This window comes from Methylobacterium sp. P3_A11 (assembly GCF_056403155.1).
Genome location: NZ_JBFUGA010000020.1, coordinates 15,039 through 39,747, shown reverse-complemented (window position 1 = coordinate 39,747; position 24,709 = coordinate 15,039). Strand labels below are relative to the sequence as shown.

Here is a 24,709-nt window from a genome sequence, read left to right as displayed (position 1 = left end):
GCAGCCGGCTGTGACCGTGATCGCCCACGAGGAGTTAGCCGCCCATGACGACAAGGTCGGTGTTTCCCCACTAAGCGGGGCTGAAGATCTCGCCGGGGGCGCCCGTTACTGGTTCACGCAGTCACCGCAACGCCGTCGCATCCATCGGCGAGGGACGGCCCAGGCCCGGTTGATCAGGAGCAATGCCGGCCGTTGCCGGATGGGGACATAGACGGCGTCATGGAGGCTTCATGACGTCCGCGTCCGCGATCCCGGCGCCCGGTGCATCCAGCATCGGGCTGATGCCCGATCGGATTACGACGCCGCCGACACTCGCGGCGTTCATCACCGATGCGAGCCGATCCCATCAGCCCACCTTGGTGCTGATCGCGATGGTGCTCTTCGTCGCCGATCTTGCGCCCCTCGAGTTGCAGCGGCGGATCGTCAACGCGGCCTTTCCTGGCGGGAGCGTCCGGTCCATCGCCGCGCTCGCGATGCTGTATATCGTTGCCGCCCTGGCGATGGGCGCCCTGAAGCTCGGGCTCAACGTCTACCGCAGCTATGTCAGCGAGAGCGCCGTCCGCCGCCTCCGCAAGATGCTGCTCGGGGATTTCGGATACCTCGCCCCGGAACATCGTGCCGAAGTCGAAGGCGTCGAAGTCTCGCTCATCCTGGCGGAGGCGGAGCCGGTCGGCGCGTTCGTCGGGATCAGCGTGTCGGAACCGGTGCTGCAGGGCGGCATCGTCGCCGGGACCTTCGCGTACATGCTGTACCTCAACCCGCTGATGGCGCTCCTGGCGCTCGCCGTCTTCACGCCTCAGATGATCTTCGTGCCGCTGATGCAGCGGGCCATCAACCAGCGCGTCGTCACCAGGACCGGCGCCTTGCGCCGCATCAGCGGCGGCATCATCGGCAACCACCATCTCAAGCCGTCCAGGCTTCAGGCCGCGCGCATCGACCGGGTGTTCCAGCTCAACATGGGCATCTTTCAGCTGAAGTTCTCGATGAATTTCCTGATGAACCTGATGCATCACCTCGGCATCGGACTGACCCTCGGCGTCGGCGGCTACCTCGTCGTGAAGGGCGCGACGGAACTCGGCACCGTCGTCGCCGTCGTCGCCGGTCTGAAACAGCTCAACGACCCGTGGAAGGGTCTGATTGACTGGTTCCGTGAGCTACGCGTCACCCAGGCCAAGTATGCCCTGCTCCGGCAGGCCCTCGACACGCTGTCCCGGAGACACCCGAGACGAAGTCCCGTTGCGGAGGTCGCCGATCCGGCGCTCGGATCGTGAAGCACCGGACCGAACTGCGAGACGTCTTGGGCTGAGGCGTCGCCGCCTGCATACGGTTGCCGATGCCGCCGGCCCTGTCGAATGAACGTACATCACCGCCCGAGCGTATGCGTGTCTTGCCGGGTTCTGCCGGCCACTTCGAGACGCGCCCATCGTGCGCCGGCCGATGGCACGCGCTGGCGCCAGCATCGGGCCAGCGGAAGACGATAAAAGCGACGCCGCTGCCCCGATCGGCCTCAGGCCACCGCGTTCGCCGGCTGGCAACAGAGCGTCCGCGGTCCGGCCGTCATCCGGAACCCGGCGGCGGTACACGCCACCCCCGTCGAGGCCCGCATCGTCGTCGGCGCCACGCGCGCGATCACGGTTTCCCGACGGGCGAGCGTCGGTTGAGATAGGTCAAGGCGGCCCGGAGCATACCTGGCGATGTTCAAGGGTCGGAGGATCCAAACCAACGTTTCCAGGCCTGCATCATGTCACCGAGCGAGCCGACCATTTACGTGGTGGACGACGACCACGCCGTCTTGCACTCCACCCGCTTTCTCCTCGAGAGCGAGGGGCACTGCGTCGAGACCTTCTCGGGCGGTCGAGAACTGCTGGCGGCGTTTCCCGGGCCGGAGCCGGCTTTCGTGCTCCTCGACCACGTCATGCCGGGGATGGATGGCCTTGAGGTGCTCGGCCGGCTGCGCCAACTCGATGTCCGCGTCCCCGTCGTTCTGATCACCGGTCATCCCGACCCCGGCATCCGTGCGCGCGCCCGCGCGGCCGGCGTGCCGCTGGTCGAGAAGCCTCTGGCGTGGGAGGTCGTCCTGGGCATGCTCGCCTGCAAAGGCGGTCGGACAACCCGTGTTCCGCAATACGGTGCCTGACGGTCCTCGGCCAGCCCGCCGCGGGACTCGTGGGCGCGGCGGCTCACGCGGAGCGGCCCCAGGCGCACGCTGAGGGGACTGCGTGCGCTTACCCCATTCCGGCTGAACATCCAGCCTGATCGGGTCGTCGCACGCGCGCCTTGATCTGTCGCGAGCGGTCCTGCGCTTTTCGCGCCGACACCGGACCAGCGTCGACCGCCGCGTTTGATCCACGTCAAGGTTCTGGGCCAACGCGGCGCCAAGGTCGAGGCGGTCGCGAGGCTCGGTCAGGACGCAGCACCTTCAAGAGGGTGCTGCATCATGGTCCGGCTCGGCGACACTGCACTTTCACCCACGCCCATCGGAGCGTCCGCAGCCCGCAATGACGAAGAGGATATACCGGTGCCGGTCCTGAACCCCTCTTCCGCACCCTCGCCAAACGGTGGCCAACCCGATTGCGAGTCCTCGATCCGCCGCCACGTCCGCCGCGTGCTACGTCGGGCAACCGAGACGGCGGCCGGGTCCCGCGCAGACGTGAGGGGTGACGCGAATGGCCGGATGCCGGATGCGGGCCTCCACCGCCGCAGGCTTGCCGCCAGGGTGTGGCTGCCGCGCTTCGATTCGAACTGGGCCGGTGTTGCCCTCGCCACCGGCATCGCGACGCTGACCGGCATGGTCGATCGCTGCGCCATGACGACGACAAGCGGATGCGGTGCGCCTCGCGTTCCCACCCGCGCCCTCTCGTGAGCGCGCTTCGAATCATCTGAGCGCCAGGCTCTGCGCGTCCGGCCAGGCCTTGGCTGGATCGCGCGCAGGGGTACGCGATCGCGAGCGCACCCTGCGATCGCGTCGTCTCAGCCGCCGGCGGTCGCCCGGGGCCTCCCTTGAGATGGATCAAGGCTGTCCCCTCGGATGGCCACGACCATGGGACCGGTCCAGACGGGAGACGACCCATGTCCCAGCTAGCCCCATCGCCATTGGGGGCCATCCGCGATGTCCTCGTCGGCGTCGCCATCGAAGGCGAGCACACGGAGCCGTCGTCCGCGCTCGGCTATGGCCTGACGCTTGCCAAGGCCGCAGGCGCGCACCTGACGGTCCAGTCGGCTTCATGGCGCTTCACGGGCGATGATGCTTGGCTCGGCGACTTCGACGACGAGGGTTTCGCGAGGATCGACCACCGTCTCGACGCGTTGGCACGCGGCCTCGCGGATCGCACCGCCGGGGACGCGAAACAGGCGGGCGTGATCTGCACGACGGAGGCGGGAAGCTTGTCTTACCCCGACCTCGTCAGCCGGTTGGCCCTCCGGGCACGCCTGCACGACCTGGTCGTCCTGGATGCCGGACCGCAATCGTTCGACATCGACCACGAGATGATCGAGAAGGCGCTGTTGCTGAGCGGCCGCCCGGTCATCGCCGTGCCGACCGGACATGGCCCTTTCGAGGCGCGGAAGGTTATCGTCGCCTGGGATGGCAGCGCCCAGGCCGCACGCGCCGCCAACGATGCCATGCCGATTCTGCGCGCGGCCGAAACCGTCGAAATCGTAGTCGTGGGCGACGAGTCGGAGATCGAGGCCTCGGTGCCGGGCGCCGAGTTCGCTCCCCACCTCGCGCGGCACGGCGTGAACGTGACCGTCAACGACCTGCCCGATTCGGGAGGCGTCGCGGACCGGCTGCGCGCCCAGGCCGGCCTCTTCCAGGCCGACCTGATCGTCATGGGGGCCTACCGGCATTCACGGGCGCGGGAGTTCCTGTTCGGTGGCGTCACCCGCGCGCTCCTGCGGAGCAGCCCGGTGCCGCTGTTCCTGTCCCACTGAGCGACAGACGCTCACGATGCCCGGACTCAGCTCCTGCCGGACGGTCGCGACCGTCAGCCTGACGCGCAGGGGCCGCCTGCCGTAGCGGCGGACGTCGTTTACCCCAGCTGCGGGGGCGGCCGATCGTGGCGGCGCGCCCGGCCCTGCGCCGTACCGCGAACCGGTCCGACCTTGCGGACCCGCTGAACACAACGCGGTTGCGCACCTTGGCGGCCGGCCGCACCTGCGTGGAACGACAGGCCCGAGCGGGGGACGCCGCGCCTCGTGACCACAACCGATCAGAGCCGCGCCCGCGCGACTTCCGCGATGGCACGGATCAGGCGGCGCACATCGGCCGGATGCGGTCGAGGAGCTGATCGATCGGTCAACGATCCGACCACACCGTCGACGTCGTTGGACGCGCCGGAAGAGGCCAGCGTCCGCTCGGGAAACCGGCGCTGCGCGACGTTCTCGTACGACAACATGTCAATCCCCGCGGGTCGCGGCGGATGCCCTCCATCGGTTCGTCCACACCGGCGCGGGATCCTTCGAGGATCTGCGCGAAACGATTCCGCGACGCGACGAGCGCACCCGTGATGTGAAGGCGTGCGTTCCACGACAGGGACGTCTCGACGATGTTGCGAACGTCGTCATCGGAACACGTCCGGCGGCTGACGTAGAGCAGCGAACCGTCCATGTTCCACCTCCGCGCGGTCGCCCGTCCTATCGTGGCGACACCGGCGGCCGCGACCTGACCGCCGATCATGGCCGCAGCGCCTTCAGGTAGGCCGTGAGGTTGGCAGCGTCACCCGGCGCGAGCCGGAAGTCGGGCATCGCGGGGTGGCGCCGCGCCACGCCTTCGATCAGGACATCGGCGAGGTCGTCGATGGGGAAGCGCGCGGCGAGGGTGCGGAAGGGGGGCGCCGCGCGCATCGGGCTCGCGCCGTGCGCTTGGACGGCGTGACAGCGTGCGCAGACCGCGCGCGCGATGGCACGGCCGCGCGCCGGAGAGGCATCCTGCGCTGTGGCGGGCATGGCGAGCCCGCACAGCGCGGCAGTCGTGCCGATGAGGATGTTCCTGGTGAACATCAGTGACTCATGAGGCTTGCGATGGGTGTGCGGTCGAAGATGTCGCGCGTGACGCCGCCGAACAGCCATTCGCGCACGCGGGAATGGCCGTAGGCCCCCATGACGATCAGATCCGCGTCCTGAAGAAGGGCAAAGCGCAGGATCTCCGATCCGTCGTCGTCTGCCGTATGGAGCAGATGCGCGGTGGCATGGGCGCCATGCCGGGCGAGGTGGCCGGCCACGTCCTCTGCACCCTCCTGCTGCGCGTGCGCGCCGACCGTCGCGACCCAGACCTGGTCCGCCTTGCGCAGAAAGGGCAGCGCGGCCAACACTGCACGCCGGGCCTCCGGACCATCCTTCCAGGCGACGACGATGCGGGCGGCCGCGAGGTGTGCGGTCCGTGGCGGTACGACGAGGACGGGCCGGCCGGCCTCCATCACGACGGGTCCGGGGGATACGCCCAGGGGTCCCGGATCCTCGTCGCCCGGTCCCTGTCGGCTGACGACCACGAGGTCCGCGGCGCGCGCCATCTCGACGAGATGCGTCACGGAATCGGCGAAGCACGAATGCCAGTCGGTGCGGATCCCGGTGCCGGCGCAGCGCTCGAAGGACGCGTGCACCTGATCGAGGATGGCCTGGATCTGCTCCTTGTTCCGTCCCTCCCGCTCGATGGCGTCGTAGACGTCGCGGACCAGGATGGGGGCCGGGACCTCGTGGGCGGCCGCACCCGTCAAGGTCGCCTCGAAGCGTCGCGCGAGTCCGGCGGCGAGCCTGATCCGGTCCGGAGCGGCTTCGCCGAGATCGGCGGAAACGAGGATATTCGCGTAGTCCAAGGCCGCCTCCGGGATCCGTCGAGACCGTTGGAGCGATGCTCGTCCCGGTGAGGCTCCGTCGCCTTGATCCAGCGCAACGCGGAGGCGGAGCGCTCCCGGTCGCCCAGGGGCGCGGGTCCGACCGCATCCGACCGGTGTTACCGCGCGCGACCCGCGTATGCCGTTGCGGCCGCTGATGGCTCCGCACGGCGATCGCGCTTTCGGACGGTTCCTTGATCTGGATCACCGGCACGGGAAAGCGCGCACCGTAACCTGCACGGCGTTGCCGGAGATCGTGCATGCTGGACGCGGAAGTGAGAGACCCGGCCGGGGTTGCCGTCGAGCCGCCGCGGCCCGGGTTGCGGTTGCTCCCGGCCGCAGAGGTCCGCGGCCCGGCCACCCGGTCCGATCCCCCCGAGGAGGAGGACGATCTCGCGCCGGTCCGGCGTGCGATCGATCAGAGCGTGCATGCCTCCGTCGCCCGGATGACAGCCGGCCTTTCGCCCGCGGCCCTGGCCGAGGCATGGTTCGACTGGGCGATCCACGCGGCCTTCTCGCCGGGCAAGCAGGCGACGCTCGTCATGAAGCTCCTGCGGAAGCAGATGCGGCTCGCGCAGTTCGCGGCCCGGAGCGCCGTGCTGCAGGGCCACGCGGCGCCGTGCATCGATCCGCTGCCCCAAGATCACCGCTTCGACGATCCGGCCTGGCAGGTCTGGCCGTTCAGCCTCGCCTGCCAGTCGTTCCTGCTGACCCAGCAATGGTGGCACAACGCCACGACCGGCGTGCCCGGCGTTTCGCGCGCCCACGAGAACCTCGTCGCCTTCGTGGCGCGTCAGTTTCTGGATGCCGCCTCGCCCGCGAACCTGTTCTGGACCAACCCGGTCGTGCTGGGCGAGACCTTGCGGACCGGCGGCGGAAACCTCGTGACGGGCCTGCTCAACGCCGCCGAGGACGCGGTGCGCATGGCCCAAGCTCTGCGGCCGGTGGGTGCCGACGCCTTCCCGGTCGGCAGCGCGGTGGCGGTCTCGCCCGGCAAGGTCGTGTTCCGCAACCGGCTGATCGAGCTGATCCAGTATGCGCCGAGCGTGGCTGCGGTCAGGCCGGAACCGGTGCTGATCGTGCCGGCCTGGATCATGAAATTCTACATCCTCGACCTGTCGCCCGAAAACTCCCTGGTCCGGTACCTCACGGCCCGGGGCCACACCGTCTTCATGATCTCCTGGCGCAACCCCGGTCCGGAGGACCGGGACGTCTCCTTCGACGATTATCGCCGGCTCGGCGTGATGGCGGCCCTCGATGCCGTCTCGGCCATCGTTCCCGGCCACCCGATCCACGCGGCCGGGTATTGCCTGGGCGGCACGCTGCTCGCCATCGCGGCCGCCGCGATGAGCCGGGACGGCGACGCCCGCCTCGCTTCGCTCAGCCTCTTCGCCGCGCAGCTCGACTTCACCGAAGCCGGAGAGCTGACGCTGTTCATCGGCGAGAGCCAGATCAGCTTCCTGGAAAGTCTGATGCGGAGTCAGGGCACCCTCGATGCCCGGCAGATGGCCGGCGCCTTTCAGCTCCTGCGTTCGAACGACCTGATCTGGTCCCGGCTCGTCCGCGATTATCTCCTGGGACGGCGGCAGACGATGACCGACCTGATGGCCTGGAACGCTGACGCGACCCGCCTGCCGGCGCGCATGCACGCCGAATATCTGCGGAACCTGTTCCTCGGCAACGATCTCGCGGAGGGGCGTTTCGAGGCGGCGGGACGGCCGGTCTCGGTCACCGACATCCGCGCCCCGATCTTCGCGGTGGGTACCGAGCGCGACCACGTCGCACCCTGGCGATCGGTGTTCAAGATCCACCCCCTCGCCGATACCGACGTGACCTTCGTCCTCGCCAGCGGCGGACACAATGCCGGGATCGTCGCGCCGCCCGGCCGGCCGCACGGCCGTTACCGGATCCGGACCACGGGGGCGAGCGAGCGTTACCGGGATCCCGACACCTGGATCGCGCAGACGCCGCAGGCCATTGGCTCCTGGTGGCCGGCCTGGGCCGCGTGGCTGGCCGAGCGGTCGGGTCCACTCGTCTCGCCGCCGGCGATGGGCGCGCCGGCCTCGGGCTACGGGGTGCTCGGGGATGCCCCCGGCGCCTACGTGCTGGAGGCCTGAGGGGACGGCCCGATGGAACCGCTCCGCTTCATCGAGAACCGCACCTTCTCAGAGATCGCGGTGGGCGACACCGCCAGTCTCGCCCGCACCCTGCGGGCACAGGACATCAGCCTGCTCGCCCTGGCATCTGGCGACGTGAACCCCGCCCATCTCGACCGGGACTATGCCGCGACGGACCGTTTCCACGGGTTAATCGCACACGGCTTCTGGGGCGGATCCCTGATCTCCGCCGTGCTCGGCACGGAGTTGCCGGGACCTGGGACGGTCTATCTCGGGCAATCCCTGAAGTTCCTGCGCCCGGTCCGGATCGGCGACACCGTGACGGCGCGCGTCACCGTGCGCGAGAAGGATGCCTCCGATCACCGGGTCCGCCTCGATTGCGTCTGCCTGAACGGGCAGGGCGAAGCGGTCATCACCGGCGAAGCCGAGGTGCTGGCGCCCATCGAGAAGGTGCGTCGGCCGCGCGTCCTGCTGCCGGAGGTCCACCTGCACGAGCGGGGCCTGCACTGGGCTCGCCTGATCGAGGCGGCGCGCCGCTTCGCCCCGGCACGGACGGCCGTCGTCCATCCCTGCGATGTGGCCTCCCTCGAAGGTCTGCGCGCCGCGCGGGAGGCCGGGCTGATCGTGCCGGTTCTCGTGGGGCCGCGGCCGAAGATCGAGTCCGCGGCGCAGGCGGCGGGTGTCGACCTGAACGGCATCGAGATCGTCGAGGCGCCCCACAGCCACGCCGCGGCGGAGAAGGCGGTTTCCCTCGCCCGCGCGGGGCAAGTGGCAGCCTTGATGAAGGGGGCGCTCCACACCGACGAGATCCTGGCGGCCGCCATGTCCCGGGCGACAGGCCTGCGGACCGAGCGGCGCATGAGCCACGTCTACGCTCTCGACGTGCCGACCTACCCCAAGCCGCTGTTCCTGACGGATGCCGCCGTCAACATCGCGCCGAGCCTGGAGCAGAAGCGCGACATCGTGCAGAACGCCGTCGACCTCGTCCGGGCGCTCGGCATCGCGCAGCCCAAGGTCGCGATCCTCTCCGCCGTCGAGACGGTCTCGACCAAACTCGGCTCGACCCTCGACGCGGCGGCCCTCTGCAAGATGGCCGAGCGCGGGCAGATCGCGGGCGGCCTGGTCGACGGGCCGCTGGCCTTCGACACCGCCATCTCCCGCGCCGCCGCTGACGCCAAGGCCCTCGTATCGCCGGTCGCGGGCGATGCCGACATCCTTGTGGTGCCGGACCTCGTGTCGGGCAACATGCTCGCCAAGCAGCTGATTCATCTCGCGGGCGCCGACGCCGCGGGTCTCCTGCTCGGCGCGCGCGTCTCGGTCATCCTGACGAGCCGCTCCGACAGCACGGCGGCGCGGTTGGCCTCCTGCGCCCTCGCGCAACTCTTCGCGCACCGCACTGGGACGCCGTGAGGCGGTCAGTCGAACGGTTCCTGGCGGACCGGCGTCGGCCTGACCGCTGAGGTCGGCTTCGCCGTCACGCAGAGGGGCCTGCAGAAGGACAGGATCTCCGCACGCAGGACCGCCAGCGGCCGGTCGGCCGCGAGGCGGCGCCATGACGCGAGCGGACCGCAACCCCGCCTGATCTGCGCGGCCAGGACCGCAACCGTCGCGTCTGAGGGATCACCTTCGCGCACGGCGAGACGATGCGCGAGGGTCGCGGCGGGCGCCTCCAGCCAGAAGCCGTAGAACGGTGCGCCGCGGTCCCGGGCGACGGCCTCGATCCGCGCCCGTTCCTCGGGACGATCGAACACCGCGTCCGCCACGGCGCCGTGGCCCGCAGCCAGGATGCGGCCGGCCTCGTGGCGCAAGGTCGCGTAGACCCGGTCCGACGTGGCGGGGCCGTAGGCGGAGTCAGGCAGACGGGTGAGGGCGCCGACCCCGTGCAGACGCTTGCGGATGCGGTCGCTCGACAGGACGCGGGCGCCCGGGGCCGGCCCGATCCAGGGCGCGGCCGCCGCAGCGACGCTGGATTTGCCCGACCCGCTGAAGCCACCCACGGCCAGCAGGGTGGGGGAAGCGTCCGCGAGCAGATCCGTCGCGAGGTCGAGATAGGCCCGCGCTTCCGCGGCCTCCGCTCCCCCCGCACCCTCCGACTGGGCTGCCGTCACATGGGCGCGGATCACGGCACGGATGGCCATCAGGAACGGCAGCAGGCCGATCCCATCGGTCTCGTCCGCCGCGTCGAGGTAACGGTTGAGCAGCAGGTTCGCGAGGTCGGGGCGTTCGCGGTGCCAGAGATCCATCAGCAGGAAGGCGAGGTCGTAGAGGACGTCGGTCGTCGCGATGGTGTCGCTGAACTCGACACCGTCGAACGGCATCGGCTTGCCCTCGAACAGGCAGATGTTGCGTAGGGTGAGATCGCCGTGGCAGCGGCGGACCTTTCCGGCGGCGCGGCGGACATCGAGCAGCGGGGCATGGCGCGCCAGGATGGCCTTGAACCGCGCCGCGAGACCCTGCGCCGCCTCGGCCGGGACCAGACCGGTCGCCCGCAGCGCGGAATCGTTCATGTCGATCACGGCCGCCATGGCGTCGGCCCCGCCGCATGGGCGGCAGATCTCCGCCTCGGCGTGGAAGGCCGCCAGCGCCTGCGCGAGATCGTCAATGTGGCTCGGCCTGAGACGCCCATCCTGCGCCATCGCGTCGAGCAGGTCCGCGTCGGGGAAGCGGCGCATCTCGACGACGGCATCCACGAGGTCCCCGGACCCGTCGAAGACCAGCGCCCCGTCCGGTTCGCGGGTGATCCGGCGTGCTCCGACGTAGAGCGTGGGCGCGGTGCGGCGGTTGAGCGCCACTTCCGCCGCACAGGCGGCGAGGCGCCGCTCCGGACTCGTGAAATCGAGATAGGGGAAGCGAACGGCGCGCTTCAACTTGAACACGCGATCGCCCGCCAGGAAGAGGTGGGAGATGTGGGTCGAGATGGTCTCGACCGCCCCCGAACCCGCCAGCGCCTGCCTCAGGAACGTCGCGATCGGGTTCTGGTCCTCGGGCGGCATCGGATCGGTCCGTTGCGACATCAGGCCGGGCTGGACCGGTGCCGCCACCGCACCGGGACCCAGCCCGGCCCGGACGCGCCGTGGGTGCCGAGAACGAAGGGCTTCACCAGTTCGGCCAGCGCCAGATAGGTGACCGTGATCGCCAGGATCGCCAGGAGGACCGGGGCAGGGGGCGGCACGAAGCCGAACCAGGCGCCCATCGGCGTGAACGGCAGCGCGAGGGCGACCGTGAGGGCGGCGAGCGACGAGACCGCGAGGGCGGTGCCCGGTCGATCGCGCCAAGGCCGACTGCTCGTGCGGATGACGAAGATCACGAGGATCTGCGTTGCCATCGATTCGAGAAACCAGGCCGTACGGAAAATCTCCGGCGTGGCCCCGAAGACAATCAGCAGCAATCCGAAAGTCAGGAGATCGAACACGGAGGACAATGGTCCCATCACCGAGGCGAAGCGGACGAGGCGACCCATGTCCCAGAGCTGCGGTTCGGCAGTGGCCTCGGGCCTGACCCCGTCGAAGGGGATACCGACCTCGGACAGGTCGTAGAGCAGGTTGTTGAGCAGGATCTGCGTCGGGAGCATCGGCAGGAACGGCAGGGCCACCGAGGCGGCGGCCATGGACAGCATGTTGCCGAAGTTCGAACTCGCGCCCATGCGGACGTATTTCAGGATGTTGGCGAAGGTCCGTCGCCCCTCCGCGACGCCGTCGGCCACGACTTCCAGATCGGGAGCCAGCAGGATCATGTCGGCCGCCGCCTGCGCGACGCCGGTGGCGCCCTCCACCGACAGGCCGATATCGGCCTGCCGCAGGGCCGGGGCGTCGTTGATGCCGTCGCCCAGGAAGCCCACGACCGCGCCGTCGGCCTTCAGGGCGCGGACCACCCGCACCTTCTGATCGGGCGTGAGGCGTCCGAACGCGTCGACCGCGCGCACGCGCACGGCCAGGGCCTCGTCACTCAGCGCCGCGAGTTCGGACCCGGACAGCGTCGTCTGATCGGCGAGTCCGACGAGGCCCGCGAGGCGGTGCACCACGATCGGATCGTCGCCGGACAGGATCTTCACGCGTACGCCCGCCGCCGCGAGGCGGGCCACCGCCGCGGCCGCGGTCGCCTTGGGCGGATCCGCGAAGGCACTGAAGCCCTCCAGGACCAGATCGGTCTCCTCCATGGCCGCAGCGCCGACCGAGCCGTCGCGTGAAGCCACCGCGATGCTGCGCATGCCGTCGCAGGCGAGTGCACGGACGCGGTCGAGCGCCTCCGCGCGCGCCGCCTCCGTCATGGTCACGCACCCTTCGCCATCGCGTCGGCGCGTGCACAGAGCCAGTACCGCCTCCGGTGCTCCCTTCACGATCAGGAGCGGCCCTTCGGGGCCATCCGCCAGAACGGTGCCGGTGCGCCGGGCGAAATCGAAGGCGCGCCGGCCAGCGAGATGCCAGCCGGCGGCCGCCTCTGGGACTGCGCGGATGAGGGCGGCGTCGAGGGAGCCGCGGTCTCCGCCGAGATCGGCCGCGATGGCTGCGAGCCGGGCTGCCCGCGGATCGTCGTGGCCGGCTCCATCGAGACTGCGGCTGAGCGCGATTTCCGCAGCGGTCAGGGTGCCGGTCTTGTCGGTGCACAGGATCGTCATCGCGCCAAGGTCGTGGATCGCGGCGAGCCGCTTCACGATGACCTTCCGCTGGGCCATGCGCATCGCCCCCCGCGCCAGCGTCACCGTTGTGATCATCGGCAGGAGTTCGGGGGTGAGTCCCACCGCCAGCGCGACGGCGAACAGCAGCGAATCGAGGAGGGGCCGGCCGAAGGCCACCCGCAGCGCCAGCACGGCGATGACGAGGGCGATCGTCAGACGGGCGACCACCAGACCGAACTCACGCAGATCCCGCTGAAACGGCGACGCATTCTGGGTCTCCTCGAGGGATGCGGCGGCGGCGCCGAACATCGTGGCCCGGCCGGTGGCGGCGACCAGTGCGACGGCTTCCCCGGTCTGTGCCACCGCGCCGCGGAACAGCGCGTTGGAGGCTTCCGCGGGGTCGGTGGCCGTGACGAGGCCGGGCGCCTTCTCGACGGGATACGGCTCGCCGGTGAGCGCCGCCTCCGCCGCCGTGAAGGCGTTGCTCTCGACGATCAGGGCGTCCGCTGGGACGATGTCGCCGGCCCGGACCCGGACGAGATCGCCCGGCACCACGCCTTCGACCGGGATCGTCGTGAAGGCGCCGTCCCGGCGTACCTCCGCCTTGAGGGCTACCGAGCGGCGCAGGGCGTCCGCGGCCTTGAGGGCGTGCCCCTCCTGTACGGTGTCGAGCCCGATCGACAGCGCCAGGATGACCGCGATGATCGCGCCGCCGATCCAGTCGCCGGATAGGCCTGAAACCAAGGCCGCCACCAGAAGGATCAGCGCAAGGGGCTCGAGAAGGCGCCGGAGGATGGCGCGCAGGCTGCTGTCGAGGGCGGCCGGAGCGTCGGCATTGGTCCCGTAGCGCGCGAGGCGGCGGGCGGCCTCGTCGGATGACAGGCCGCCGAGGTCACAGGCGAGCGTCGATGCGAGGGCGGCCGGGGTCCGGGTCCAGAAATCCGCGGCCCTGGGTACGAGGGGCTGATCGCGTCGCCGGCCCGTACCGGGTCGCCAACCGTGGCGCGGCACCGGCGACTTGGCAGGCTCTGAGCCGGCGGGGGCGACAATCATCGGGAGCCTCGGTCGTCGGTCTCGGGCAGGTGCCAGCGGGATCGAGGACATCGAAGGTCCAGCGCGACCCGTTCGGCCCTCGCCGCCCCGTTCATTCTGGTGCGGCGACGAGCCCCGGCACCTTGATCCACCTCAAGGGCGTCGGCCCCCCTTCAGATCGGCCGGGTCAAAGCCGGACCCGGATTTCGGCCCAGGGCTTGGCGCGCATCCGAGGGCCGTCGCAGGACGGTACGCTGGAAGGCTCGGACTCCGGTTCGACGGGGGGTGCGGCGATCACCGGCGGCCTCTCGATGCAAGCCCGAGGAAAGAGGCGCCGGCGTCATCGTATTCCCGGCCGCGTTGCAGCCGCCCGGGACACGCGCCGTCAGAATATCGGCGAGCCGGACGGATCGGGCAGGCGCATCAGGGGCTCGCCGACGCGCAGGCGCGCGCCCTCGTGGAGAGACGGGCAGAGCGCGAAACCCGCCGGCGCCAGAACCAGGATGGTCGAGCCATGCTCGAACCAGCCCATCTCGTCGCCCTTGGCGAGGCGCGCCCGGCAGGGCAGCGTCCGGCCGCCGGTCGCGCGCAGGGCACCCCCCTCGGGCAGGAAGCCGAGACGCAGGCCCGCCACCAGGATCGCGGCCACTGGCACCAGGGTGACCGCATGGTGGCCCGCCGCCAGACGCAGCCGAAGGACCGCGCGCTCGTTGCGGCAGAACAGCGCCTCTACGCGCTTGAGCGCGATCGGGTTCACGTTCCAGGTGTCGCCCCAGATGTGCCGGACCGATTCGACCTGCAGGTCATGGGGCGCGTGGAAGCGGTGATACATCCCGGCGGTCAGCCGCAGGGTAGCGTAGCAGCCTCCCTCGTGATCATGCGCCAGTTCCTCGTCCCCGCCCAGGAGATCGCCGAGCCGGTAGGACAGGCCCTTGATCTGGAACAGGCGCCCGGCCTCGATCCGGCCATGGGCGCCCAGGATGGCGTCGCTGGGGCTCGTGAGGAGTGCGGGATCGCTCGCGATCGGCCGAGCGCCGGGGCACAGGGCACGGACGAAGGCGGCGTGCAGGCTGGGGAAGCGAGTCACCTGCGCGTCGCGGAGGTCGACGTCGCAGAACAGCCGCCATGTCGCGATCGAGAGGTCGCGCACCAGCGGCTGCTCGATCCGGCTGAACCTGCCCATGAACCGGGTGGCGAGGCGGCGCGGCAGTCGGTTCGTCAGCAGGAAGTTGAGATTCTCCTGAGCGCCGACCCGCGCCAGAACAGTCCGCAGCCGGGATCGGGACACCGTCATCATGCCGCAAACCGCCTCCGATAGGGCGCGGGACGATGTCCGCGCTCCTCATCACCCTGTCCGCCACCGCCGCCGCAGCGCTCGCCCTGCCGCTGGCCGCGGAGCGCCTGCAACTGTCGCGGGCGAAACACCGCTCGCTGACCGGCCACGCCCGAATGGCGCGGCGTGTCGCCGGGCTGATCCCGCACTACGCCTATTCCGAGCACGCGTTCTTCCGCGCCGATGGTCCGGACGAGGCGGTGGCCCTCCGGCGGGAGGCGGGATTCGCGCGCTTGTCCGATCTGTTCCGGACGCGCTTCCCGCGGACCCGGGCCGAGACCGAGGCGGTTCGCGACGGGCTCTCGGACCTCCAGTTCACCGGGCTCTACCGGGTGCCGTTCCAGTACGCCCGGCACGTGCGTGCGCATCTGGGCACCGGCGCCTTCGCGGCCTCCGCAGAGGGCGTGACGATCACGGATCTCGATGGCAACGTCTTCTACGACCTCGCCGGCTCCTACGGGGTGAACCTGTTCGGCGTGGATTTCTACCGCGCCTGCCTGGAGGAAGGGAGCGCGCGGGTCTCGGCCCTCGGCCCGGTGCTCGGGCCACTGCACCCGGTCGTCACCGGCAACGTCACCCGGCTCAGGGCGATCTCGGGCCTCGACGAGGTCTCGTTCCACATGTCCGGCACCGAGGCGGTCATGCAGGCGGTGCGGCTGGCCCGCTACCACACCGGCCGCCGCCGGATCGTCCGGCTCTGCGGCGCCTATCACGGCTGGTGGGGCGAGGTTCAGCCCGGCATCGGCAATCCCGTGCCCACCCGCGACACGCTGACCCTCGCCGACATGTCCGAACGGACCCTGAGGGTCCTGGCGAACCGCCGGGACGTCGCCTGCGTGCTGGTCAACCCACTTCAGGCGATGCACCCCAATGCCGGGGCGCCGGCCGATTCCGCCCTGGTCGACAGTGGCCGCAGGGCGAGCTTCGACCGTGCGGCCTACACCCGCTGGCTGCAGGCGTTGCGGGCGGTGTGCAGCGCCCGCGGCATCGTGCTGATCCTGGACGAGGTGTTCCTCGGCTTCCGCCTCGCCCGGGGCGGGGCGCAGGCGTATTTCGGCCTGCGCGCCGACATGGTCACCTACGGCAAAACGCTCGGCGGCGGCCTGCCCGTCGGCGTCCTGTGCGGACGCGCCGACCTGATGCGGCGTTATCGCGAGGACCGCCCGGTCGACATCTGCTTCGCCCGCGGGACCTTCAACGCCCACCCCTACGTGATGGGCGCGATGGCCGCGTTCCTGGACCGGCTCGACAGCCCAGCGGTCACCGCCCTCTACGCCGGCCTCGACGCGACCTGGGACGGACGCGCGCGGCGCCTGAACGTTCTCCTGGCGGAGGCCGGCCTGCCGGTGCGGGTCGCCGCCATGTCGACGGTCTGGACGGTCCTGTACACCAAGCCGTCGCGCTACAACTGGATGCTGCAATTCTACCTGCGCGCGGAGGGGCTGGCTCTGTCGTGGGTCGGGACCGGACGCCTGATCTTCAACCTCGCCTACGACGACGCGGCCTTCGAGGCCGTAGCGGCACGCTTCGTGGCGGCGGCGCGGGCGATGCAGGCGGACGGCTGGTGGGAGGCAGGGGCGCCGAGCGACAGGGCGATCCGCCGGTCTATCCTGCGGGAGGTCGCCGCCATCCGGCTCGGAAAGCTCGGCGCGCGCCTGGGCCTGCACGCGCCTGAGCAGGGCTGAGCCGGGCGGAGGGCGGCCCGGCACGCGTGGCCCGGGTCTCAGGCGCCCCGCTCGTGCGGCTCCTGCTCCTCGACCAGCTCGCCGTGCAGGAGGGCCAGGGGCGCCCTGTGGTAGAGCTTGATGTCGTGGAACGGATCCGTGAGGATCTTGGTGACCCAGACGAGGCCGGTCTGCAGGTCACGCTGCAAGAAAAGTTGGATCATCCGGAACAGCAGGCCCGCGAGCGCCAGCCACAGCCAGATCCAGCCGACATTGCGGATCAGGTCCGCGGTCGTCTGATGGGGCGAGATCAACCCGAACAGGCTCGGGTCGAAGTAGAGCGGCAGGGGTGACAGCGCCCAGATCGCCAGGAGCACGACCTTCCTCTGGAGGTTGTAGCCGACCTTGATCTCTTCCTTGTGCTCGTGCGTGGCGTCGTTGACGTGGTCGTAGCCCTTGGGCTCGAAGAACAGGTGGCCCGCCTGACGGGAGGTCATCGCCACGAGCCAGCCGATCAGGGCCGCCGTGGCCGGGTCCTTGAACGCCAGCGCGTAGGCCACCAGGAAGCTGATGGCGCTGACAACATGCAAACTCTGATTGACGCGGTTGTGGTGATAGTACCGGTGGTCGTCCCAGCGCTGTAAGCGCAGCGCCTCCAGAAAGCTCGCCATGGTGTGCTTCCCCGATCGAAAGGTTGTGGGCTGGTCGACGGTGATCCGCGCTCAGGCGTCGCGCTTGCGCAGGCGCAGGAGGGAGAAGTGGCCGAGGGGCGGCAGCGCCCGGCGCTCGACGATCTCCACGGGAGCCCCCGCGGCCCAGGCGGCATAGCGATTCCAGGCGAATTCTGTCCGCCAGCCGAGGCGGCTCGTCACCGGCGCGAGGGCGTGCTCCACGGTGCGACGCAGGCCCGCCTCGGCACCGATCCGCGTCGTGATGACGATCTCGCCGCCGGGGCGCAGCACGCGAGCAAATTCGTCGAGGGCCGTCTCTGGATTGGGGACCGCCGTGACGACGTATTGGGCAACGACCACGTCGAAGGAGGCGTCGGCGAAGTCGAGGTGCTCGGCATCCATGACGGCGAGGCGCTCGACGTTGGGCAGGCGCATCCGCGCCACGCGCTGGCGCGCCTTCTCCAGCATGGGTGCCGAGATGTCGATCCCGACGACGCTGTGGGCGCGTCGATACGCCGGAAGGGACAGTCCGGTGCCGACGCCGACCTCCAGGATCCGAYCGCCGATCCGTTCCGCTGCCGCGGCCGCCAGGGTCCGGCCCTGCGCAAAGACCGGCCCGAAGACGAGGTCGTAGACCGGCGCCCAGCGGCCGTAGGCCCTGGCGACGCCGTCGCGGTCGAGATCGGCGCTGAGAGCGCCCGCGCGCGACGGACCGGTGTCGTGCATTCCGATGGCCATGGGTGTCCTGTCTCGTTGTCGGCAAGGTCGGAAGGCCGGCGGATTCTTCCTGCCGCCGGCTGCGGGTCTCGGTCGGGCGTCCCGGATCAGGCCGGGTCCCGCGAGAAGGGGAGGCCGTCGCGGCCCGGCCCGGCCGAGGCCGTCTCCAGGGACCGGCCTGCCCGCGCCACCCGCGATGGCCGGGGGACGGCCGGTGCGATCGCTGGCATCGTGGGGCGCCGCGGGCCGATCAAAACAGGCGGGCGTGCGAGAGGCGGGATCTCGGGGCGCACCAAGCCGCCTGGACCATCATCGACCCCACGCCGCCTCTCCGGACAAATCTTTCCGCCGGCAAAGCTATGTCGATCGTTTGACAAGGTTGTGACAAGTCCATTGCATCCCGATCGATGTATTCGTTTCGTTGGCAAATCATCAATTTGCAGCGCAGAACTTCTGGGAAGATGGTGAGACGCGCGATCAGGGGTGCAGGTTTTGCTTTGCTGCCACACCACGCAGCCGGCGCCATGCACCCGGTCGATCATGCCCCGTTCACGATGCCCGCATCCCGATGCCCTTGCGGTCTCGTCGTGGATCCGCGAATGCGCGATGTTGTGAGGGCGAGAAGCCTGAAGGTCGCTGCTTCGACATCTTCTCGCCCTGATATCGACGAGTTGTGACCCGGTATCCCCAGCGGGACAGGGCGCGAGGACGCGCCGGAGGAGTATTTCGCGTGATCGAGAATTTGCTGCGTCAGACCTTCGCGGTGGCGGCCATCGCCGGAATCGCCCTCAGCGCCGGGCAGGCGCAGGCCGCGCAATGCGGGAACACGGCAGGCGGTTTCGAGGCGTGGAAGCGTCAGTTCGCCGAGGAGGCGCGCGGCCGGGCCAGTGCGACCAGCCTCGCGGCGCTGCAGACCACCGCCTACTCCACCGCCACCATCTCGGCGGACCGGGGGCAGCACAGCTTCAAGCTGTCGCTGGACCAGTTCCTTGCCAAGCGCGGCGGCCCGACCATCGTCTCGCGGGGACGCGCTTTGAAGCGGCAGAACGCGGCCCTGTTCGAGTCGATCGAGCAGCGCTACGGCGTGCCGCCGGGTCCGCTCCTGGCGATCTGGGGCATGGAGACCGGGTTCGGCGCCGTGCGCGGCAACGTCAACACGCTGTCCGCGGTGGCCACGCTCGCCTACGATTGCCGCCGCTCCGAATACTTCACGGATCAGCTATACGCGGCCCTGACCCTCGTCGACCGCGGTCTGCTGACCGCGAACACCCGTGGCGCGGCGCATGGCGAGGTCGGCCACACGCAGTTCCTGCCGAAGAACGTGCTCGCCTACGGCACCGGCGATCTCAACAACGTCGGGGCCGCCCTGTCGTCCACGGCCAACTTCCTGAAGGCTCATGGCTGGCGCGCCGGCGCGGGCTACCAGCCCGGCGAGCCTAACTTCGCGGCGATCCAGGGCTGGAATGCCGCCCCGGTTTACGAGAAGGCAATCGCGCTGCTCGGACGCCAGATCGACAACGATTAGTCGCTCATCGGCATCGATTGGCCGACGAAGACTGCAATCGATCGATGGCGATCCGCCCAAAAATGGTCTCGATCGGTCCAAGATCGACCATCGCATCGCCCCAGAAAAGCCGGCCCGACCCCGCTGTTTCCGTTTGAGCGAGGCCGGTCCGCCCGTCGCGATTCCTCCTGATGATCCGGAGGCCGGCGGTCGGCGTGCCCCGTTCCGAGACGAGGAGCATGGGCATCCGCATGGCTGTCGAATCCGTATCGCCGGACGGCCTCAACATCCGCACTGCGCGGCGCGCCTGGGTGGCGCCCTTCATCGTGATGAGCGGCGCCATCGGGCTGGCCGCCGTCGGCGCTGTCACCCTGCATCGCATCCCGTCCCCCGGGACCGTGATCGCCCGGCCGGACATGCCGGCCCCGGCGCCGATCGCGGAGGTGCCGGCCGAGGCGCCCGCCACCGAGGCCAGCGCCACCGGGATCCCGGATCGCGAACCCGCGCCCGAGGTGATCGGTGGATCCCTGTCGCGGTGGGCCTGGAACCAGATCGAACCGCCCGCCCTCACGCCCGAAGCCGCCCCGGAAACCAATTCCGAGCCCGGCGCGCAGATCGCCGAGCCGCCGCGGGTCCCGATGGTCGTCCCGCTGCCCATGCCGCGCCCGCCCGAATTCCGGAACTCCGCTGGCGCCGGCCTTGGCCGTCGGTCGGAGCGGCGCATGGCGCGGCGCGAGGTGCCGCCTGCGGCCCAGACCCTGCCGAAGCCTGACGAGCGCTCGTTCCTGGAAAAGCTCTTCGGCATCGAGCACGCGCCGGCCCTGGCCTACACGGCGCTGGAGAGCAGACCCGCCGACGTGGCGCCGCAGCGGCGCATCTCACCGCCGCTCGCGCCGGCCCGGGAGCCGAGTGCCACGGCCGGGATCGCCGTCTACAACATCGCCGCCAAGAGCGTGACGCTGCCGAACGGCGAGCGCCTGGAGGCGCATTCCGGCCTCGGCGAAGGCCTGGACGATCCCCGCCTCGTCAACGTGCGGATGCGCGGGCCGACGCCGCCCGGCACCTATGACCTCACCGAGCGTGAGCAGCCGTTCCACGGCGTCCGGGCGATCCGGCTCACGCCGGTCGGCGGCAACGAGGCGGTCTACGGCCGCGTCGGCCTACTGGCGCACACCTACATGCTGGGTCCGCGGGGTGATTCGAACGGCTGCGTATCGTTCCGCGACTACGACCGGTTCCTTCAGGCCTACCTCCGCGGCGAAGTCCAGCGCCTCGTGGTCGTGAGCGGTACCCAGGACCCGTTGCCGAGCCTTGCCGCCGGCACCGTGACCACCCGGATGGCCCGCAACGGCGGCTGACGCCGTCCCGCTTGCGACGACAGGCAGCAGCACGTCGCAGATCGATCGGGCCGTTCTGAAGCCGGTCTTGACTGGCAGCACCGGGCTGAACAGCAGCATCGCGACGGCGAAGGAGCCTGTCCACGACCTCGTGCCCTGGCCTGCACATGATGCCAAAGTGACTGGCATCGCGCGCTGCCGGTCACGCCGGGACGCTCAGAGTCCGACGCGGCCGAGCGCCGGGAGCTTGATCGCCGGTCGACGCAGATCGATCCCCGCGACGCCACCGAGAAGGTTCAGCTCGATGCCCTCGACCCAGCCGAGCGTGAGCCCGGCGTAGCCACCGAGATTGAACCGGATGCCGGTGCGCGAGGGTGTCCGGCCGACCCAGCGGCCATCGTAGGGAAAATCCTTGCCGATCGCTGTCGTCGGGAGGCTGGCCCGGATCTCCGGAACCGCCGCCATGACAGCGGCCACGAAGGTGTTGGAGTTCGGACCGGGCCAGACGACATAGTCGCCCGGTCGACCATAGCGGTACCCGGCCACAGCCTCTCGGATCCGCGGGAGCATGGCTTCCGCCTCCGGCCCGTCCGCCGCGAACACGATCGTCGGCGCATTACCGAACCACCGCCCGTCCGGGACGAAGCGGTCGACCCAGATCGGCTGGCCCCAAGCGGTGTAGTCGAACCGGTTGTAGGCGCGCGCGTCGCGATCCTTGATGACGATCCAGCTATGCGTGGCCACGATGCCGCGCCAACTCACGGTCCGCGCCGAGAAGACGCGCATCACGGCCCCGGGATGGGCATCCGCCGGCGGCAGCAGACCGACGCTGGAGCGGTCCGCGAGACGCCAGTCGCCGCGCGCGCGCGTCGCGTAGAGCAGAGCGGAAATCGCCACCGGCACAAGGAACAGCACGGCGAACGCGACGACAGCGATCCTGAACAGGGTCACGGGTGGGCCAGATCCGGAGGGGAGACGGTCCGGATGTAAGCATGCGGTATGCCGAGGAGAATGCGGCCGAACCGACCGGCCCCCAGGCCTCAACTCGCGACGGCGAGCGCGTCGAGAAGCAGCGTTGCGGCGAGGAGATCGGCACATCCGCCCGGACTGAGGCGCGCGGCCACGAAGGCGTGATGGATCGCGGCCGCGCGGTCCCGCCAGCCCGGCCCGGCGATCCCACCGGACTCGAGAAACGACGCCGCTTCCCCCCGCGCGCCGATGAGACCTTGCGCCCCGCCGCGGTGGAGGAGGTTGGTATCGTCGACGACCGCCAGGAGAGCGAAGAAGCAATGCACGCGTGCCGCCTCGGGATCCTCAGGCAGACAGGCGCGGCCATACCGCAGCGCCGGCAGTCCGACCGTGCGGATCGTCGGGAAGCCGGCCGCCGCTTCGGCGCTGGCCCCCCCGACACCGAACCGGCGCGCCGCGCGACCGCCATGGCTCACCGGCGAGGCCGGGGATTGGGCAATGGCCGCGCCCCAGAGTTGGCCGACGCGTTCGGCCTGCGCCTCGGCGGTGGCACATCCAGCACCGGGGACGCCGGCAGCCGCGCAGATCAGGCCGAGGGAGAAGATGGCGCCGCGATGCGCGTTCACGCCGTCGGTCGCCCGCATCATCGCGGCCTCGGCCCGAACTCCGATGGCGCGGAGTTCCGCCATCTCCGCTCGCCGGCCGCCGGCCGCGACCAGGTCGGCGAAGAACGGCCGGATCGCCGCCGCGCTGCGGCGGAGCGACTCCGCGTCCATGTCATCGTGACTGCCAGAATCGACCGGACTGACGAGACCGGGCTTGGGCCAGGTTTCCAGTTCGTCGATGAGCGCCGCGTGGGCGAGATCCGCAACACGCTCGGCCCAGGAGGTCTCGGCGCCGCCCGACCCGGCAATCGACGCAGTGGAAATCGGATCGTCGCGCAGGATGGGGCCTCGCCTTGGGTTTGGCCGGCGATGCCGGGACAGCGTCGAGGGGCCGACGTATACTGGACGGCGGCTGCGGATCCACAGGTGCCGGAGCAGTGCCGCGTGGGCGGGGGCAGGCTGGGGCGTCGCGAACGGGGATGAGGGGCGTCAGCGGCAGGCGCCATGGCGCATCGTTGGGCGCGCCGCGACTTCGATCGGCCTATCGATGCTCGGACACCTCAGGGAGACCATATTTGAGTTTGATTGAACACGCCCGGATATCCCGACGCGTGGGGAGGCCGATTGCTGCGGCCGCAAACGACGGCGCGTACTCGTGCATGAAATAGGCGGACCCTGGCTTCGGGATCCGAACGTCTTCGGGAACGATCGGGCATTCGCGCAATCGCAGATCAGGCGGCCCGGCGGACGCCGCTTGAACTTATTATTGATCGGCTTTTATTTACAAATTTGACGACTGAAAGTTTTAAATACTTCACTTCGTTCCGACAGTGATCGCATTCGCGAAGCACGTGCATGGAGTCGAGATGGAATGAACCGAGCGCAGCAACTTCTCCGGTCGCTGTCCAAGGACGCCCGTATCGTCGAGATCGGCCCGAGCTTCAGTCCGCTTGCACCCAAGCGTGACGGCTGGAAGACCTTCGTCATCGATCACGCCCCCCGCGAAGAGCTGATCAGGAAGTACCATGACCAGACGATCGACCGGATCGAGGCGGTCGATTGCGTCTGGACGGGCGGGTCGATCGCCGATGCCGTTCCGGTGGACCGGCACGGCAGTTTCGATGCGTTCATTGCCAGCCACGTCATCGAGCACACGCCCGACATCGTCTCGTTCCTGCGTGCCGCCGAAACCCTGTTGCGACCGGACGGCGTCGTGATCCTGGCGGTGCCCGACAAGCGCAAATGTTTCGACGTCTTCCGCAGCCTTACCGGTACGGCCGACGCCATCGCGGCCTTCCTGGAGAAGCGGGACCGTCACTCGCTTCGCACGCAGATCGACTACGGCCTGAACATGGCGCTCAAGGATGGATCCGCCGGAGCTTGGTCGGGTGCCGACAGGCGCCCGGCGATTCCGGTGAACCCGCTCACCGACGAGGCGCAATGGCGTGCTGCCGCGCAGGCGCCCGATTACGTCGATGCGCATGCCTGGGTGTTCGTGCCGTCGAGCTTCTCTCTCATGATCCTCGAGCTGTCACAGCTCGGCTATCTCGACCTGCGCGTCGAAGATTCCCTCGAAATGGAAGCGACGGAATTCTTCGTCTGGCTCCGCAAGGGAGCCCGGCGCCTTCCGCCGGACCAGACCCGCAGCCGGCGGTCGACCCTCATGCATCGGGTGATCGTCGAGCTGGCGGATCAAAAGCGGCAATTGCCGGACGATGCGTTTCTCCAATTGGCCTCGGCGGCCGGATTGCGGGACCAGATCCTGGAGGCGGCCTATCGGACCGACGCCCTCCGCGCCGTCCTTCGCGCCCTCCGATCGAGCATCGGCCGCTTCGGCTTGGATCGCGACAGATTCAAGAGCCTGATCGGAGCGGCGAGCCGGAATGTCCCGGCGCACCCCTCGGCAGCGGTCCAGCATCAGATCCTGCTGGAAGAGGGAACGAAGGTGCTCACAGAGGGCAAAGAGCCAAGCGTGCACTCGGAGGAGGCGGGTTTCTCCGCCGTGGCAAAGCCTCTCTCGAAGGGATTACGAGACGCGGACCAACTCGGGGATCGACAGCTTGCCGACGAACTCGAGCGCGAGCGCCAGCGCGCCCACGCCGTCAAGGCGGTGCTGGACGCCGCCCTCCAAAGCCTGCGCGGCCGCGGACTGGATCGGAAACGGTTCAGGACGCTCGTCACGCAGGCCGCCGAAGACACGCCGAATGGCGGCCCGGAATCGGTCCGTCACGCGATCCTGGCCGAGGAGTCGCGCCGGATCCTCGGCTTGCCTGACTGCTGAGGCGGCCAGCACCCCGTACCACGCCCGGGTTGGCGG

At 69.9% G+C, this 24,709-nt stretch carries 21 protein-coding genes; 10 read left to right on the top strand and 11 right to left on the bottom strand.

Annotation, left to right across the window (positions count from 1 at the left end; translation table 11 throughout):
* The first annotated feature begins 230 nt into the window (after positions 1-230).
* The 4 genes from AC1DXK_RS09120 (at position 231) to AC1DXK_RS09105 (ending at position 3,930) form a co-directional block, all read left to right on the top strand.
* On the top strand, positions 231-1,271 hold the full coding sequence (locus AC1DXK_RS09120; protein WP_457104636.1) for an ABC transporter ATP-binding protein: 1,041 nt from the start codon (positions 231-233) through the stop codon (positions 1,269-1,271).
* A 470-nt stretch (positions 1,272-1,741) separates the two neighbouring features.
* On the top strand, positions 1,742-2,137 hold the full coding sequence (locus tag AC1DXK_RS09115) for a response regulator transcription factor (protein ID WP_457104635.1): 396 nt from the start codon (positions 1,742-1,744) through the stop codon (positions 2,135-2,137).
* Between the two features lie 204 nt (positions 2,138-2,341).
* Positions 2,342-2,863, top strand: coding sequence for a hypothetical protein (locus tag AC1DXK_RS09110; protein WP_457104634.1), 522 nt, complete (start codon positions 2,342-2,344; stop codon positions 2,861-2,863).
* A gap of 206 nt (positions 2,864-3,069) precedes the next feature.
* Positions 3,070-3,930 (top strand): universal stress protein, encoded by an 861-nt coding sequence (locus tag AC1DXK_RS09105; protein WP_457104633.1) that lies wholly within the window; start codon positions 3,070-3,072, stop codon positions 3,928-3,930.
* Between the two features lie 364 nt (positions 3,931-4,294).
* Here AC1DXK_RS09105 and AC1DXK_RS09100 read toward each other — a convergent pair whose 3' ends face one another.
* From AC1DXK_RS09100 to AC1DXK_RS09090, 3 genes are all read right to left on the bottom strand, one after another.
* Positions 4,295-4,606, bottom strand: coding sequence for a BLUF domain-containing protein (locus tag AC1DXK_RS09100; protein WP_477297501.1), 312 nt, complete (start codon positions 4,604-4,606; stop codon positions 4,295-4,297).
* 65 nt (positions 4,607-4,671) lie between these two features.
* Positions 4,672-4,998 carry a c-type cytochrome gene (locus AC1DXK_RS09095; protein ID WP_457104632.1) on the bottom strand — a complete coding sequence of 109 codons (327 nt, stop codon included), beginning with the start codon at positions 4,996-4,998 and terminating at the stop codon, positions 4,672-4,674.
* Positions 4,998-5,810 (bottom strand): universal stress protein, encoded by an 813-nt coding sequence (locus tag AC1DXK_RS09090; RefSeq protein ID WP_457104631.1) that lies wholly within the window; start codon positions 5,808-5,810, stop codon positions 4,998-5,000. Before AC1DXK_RS09090 ends, AC1DXK_RS09095 begins: the two co-directional genes overlap by 1 nt.
* A gap of 278 nt (positions 5,811-6,088) precedes the next feature.
* On the opposite strand from AC1DXK_RS09090, the gene AC1DXK_RS09085 reads away from it, so the two are divergent.
* Both AC1DXK_RS09085 and AC1DXK_RS09080 read left to right on the top strand, forming a co-directional pair.
* On the top strand, positions 6,089-7,945 hold the full coding sequence (locus tag AC1DXK_RS09085) for a PHA/PHB synthase family protein (protein ID WP_457104630.1): 1,857 nt from the start codon (positions 6,089-6,091) through the stop codon (positions 7,943-7,945).
* Positions 7,946-7,957: 12 nt separating this feature from the next.
* A complete protein-coding gene (locus tag AC1DXK_RS09080; RefSeq protein ID WP_457104629.1) occupies positions 7,958-9,355 on the top strand; it encodes a bifunctional enoyl-CoA hydratase/phosphate acetyltransferase in 1,398 nt (465 codons plus the stop codon).
* Between the two features lie 5 nt (positions 9,356-9,360).
* Here the strand turns inward: AC1DXK_RS09080 and AC1DXK_RS09075 are convergent, their stop codons facing one another.
* From AC1DXK_RS09075 to asd, 3 genes are all read right to left on the bottom strand, one after another.
* Entirely contained in the window at positions 9,361-10,938 is a 1,578-nt protein-coding gene (locus AC1DXK_RS09075) for a bifunctional aminoglycoside phosphotransferase/ATP-binding protein (RefSeq protein ID WP_457104628.1), read from the bottom strand.
* A gap of 20 nt (positions 10,939-10,958) precedes the next feature.
* Complete coding sequence (mgtA, locus tag AC1DXK_RS09070) at positions 10,959-13,613, bottom strand: magnesium-translocating P-type ATPase (RefSeq protein WP_457104627.1); 2,655 nt, start codon at positions 13,611-13,613, stop codon at positions 10,959-10,961.
* A gap of 364 nt (positions 13,614-13,977) precedes the next feature.
* Positions 13,978-14,889 (bottom strand): archaetidylserine decarboxylase, encoded by a 912-nt coding sequence (gene asd, locus AC1DXK_RS09065; RefSeq protein ID WP_457104626.1) that lies wholly within the window; start codon positions 14,887-14,889, stop codon positions 13,978-13,980.
* A 32-nt stretch (positions 14,890-14,921) separates the two neighbouring features.
* Between asd and AC1DXK_RS09060 the strand changes: the two genes are divergently transcribed.
* Entirely contained in the window at positions 14,922-16,610 is a 1,689-nt protein-coding gene (locus tag AC1DXK_RS09060; RefSeq protein ID WP_457104625.1) for an aminotransferase class III-fold pyridoxal phosphate-dependent enzyme, read from the top strand.
* Positions 16,611-16,648: 38 nt separating this feature from the next.
* Here AC1DXK_RS09060 and AC1DXK_RS09055 read toward each other — a convergent pair whose 3' ends face one another.
* Both AC1DXK_RS09055 and AC1DXK_RS09050 read right to left on the bottom strand, forming a co-directional pair.
* The gene (locus tag AC1DXK_RS09055; protein ID WP_457104624.1) at positions 16,649-17,260 is read right to left on the bottom strand and encodes a hypothetical protein; all 612 of its coding nucleotides are present in this window, start codon (positions 17,258-17,260) and stop codon (positions 16,649-16,651) included.
* A gap of 51 nt (positions 17,261-17,311) precedes the next feature.
* Complete coding sequence (locus tag AC1DXK_RS09050; RefSeq protein ID WP_477297496.1) at positions 17,312-17,998, bottom strand: class I SAM-dependent methyltransferase; 687 nt, start codon at positions 17,996-17,998, stop codon at positions 17,312-17,314.
* A gap of 709 nt (positions 17,999-18,707) precedes the next feature.
* Between AC1DXK_RS09050 and AC1DXK_RS09045 the strand changes: the two genes are divergently transcribed.
* Positions 18,708-19,502 (top strand): lytic murein transglycosylase, encoded by a 795-nt coding sequence (locus AC1DXK_RS09045; protein WP_457104622.1) that lies wholly within the window; start codon positions 18,708-18,710, stop codon positions 19,500-19,502.
* A 4-nt stretch (positions 19,503-19,506) separates the two neighbouring features.
* Here the strand turns inward: AC1DXK_RS09045 and AC1DXK_RS09040 are convergent, their stop codons facing one another.
* The gene (locus AC1DXK_RS09040) at positions 19,507-19,734 is read right to left on the bottom strand and encodes a hypothetical protein (RefSeq protein ID WP_457104621.1); all 228 of its coding nucleotides are present in this window, start codon (positions 19,732-19,734) and stop codon (positions 19,507-19,509) included.
* Between AC1DXK_RS09040 and AC1DXK_RS09035 the strand changes: the two genes are divergently transcribed.
* Positions 19,733-20,839: a DUF2778 domain-containing protein gene (locus tag AC1DXK_RS09035; protein ID WP_457104620.1), complete on the top strand. Its 1,107-nt coding sequence runs from the start codon at positions 19,733-19,735 to the stop codon at positions 20,837-20,839. The genes AC1DXK_RS09040 and AC1DXK_RS09035 overlap by 2 nt on opposite strands.
* 195 nt (positions 20,840-21,034) lie before the next feature.
* On the opposite strand, the gene AC1DXK_RS09030 is transcribed toward AC1DXK_RS09035, so the two are convergent.
* Both AC1DXK_RS09030 and mdcB read right to left on the bottom strand, forming a co-directional pair.
* The gene (locus AC1DXK_RS09030; RefSeq protein WP_457104619.1) at positions 21,035-21,769 is read right to left on the bottom strand and encodes a DUF3750 domain-containing protein; all 735 of its coding nucleotides are present in this window, start codon (positions 21,767-21,769) and stop codon (positions 21,035-21,037) included.
* An 89-nt stretch (positions 21,770-21,858) separates the two neighbouring features.
* Complete coding sequence (mdcB, locus tag AC1DXK_RS09025) at positions 21,859-22,701, bottom strand: triphosphoribosyl-dephospho-CoA synthase MdcB (protein ID WP_457104704.1); 843 nt, start codon at positions 22,699-22,701, stop codon at positions 21,859-21,861.
* 562 nt (positions 22,702-23,263) lie between these two features.
* Between mdcB and AC1DXK_RS09020 the strand changes: the two genes are divergently transcribed.
* Positions 23,264-24,673 (top strand): class I SAM-dependent methyltransferase, encoded by a 1,410-nt coding sequence (locus AC1DXK_RS09020; protein WP_477297493.1) that lies wholly within the window; start codon positions 23,264-23,266, stop codon positions 24,671-24,673.
* Positions 24,674-24,709: the final 36 nt, after the last annotated feature.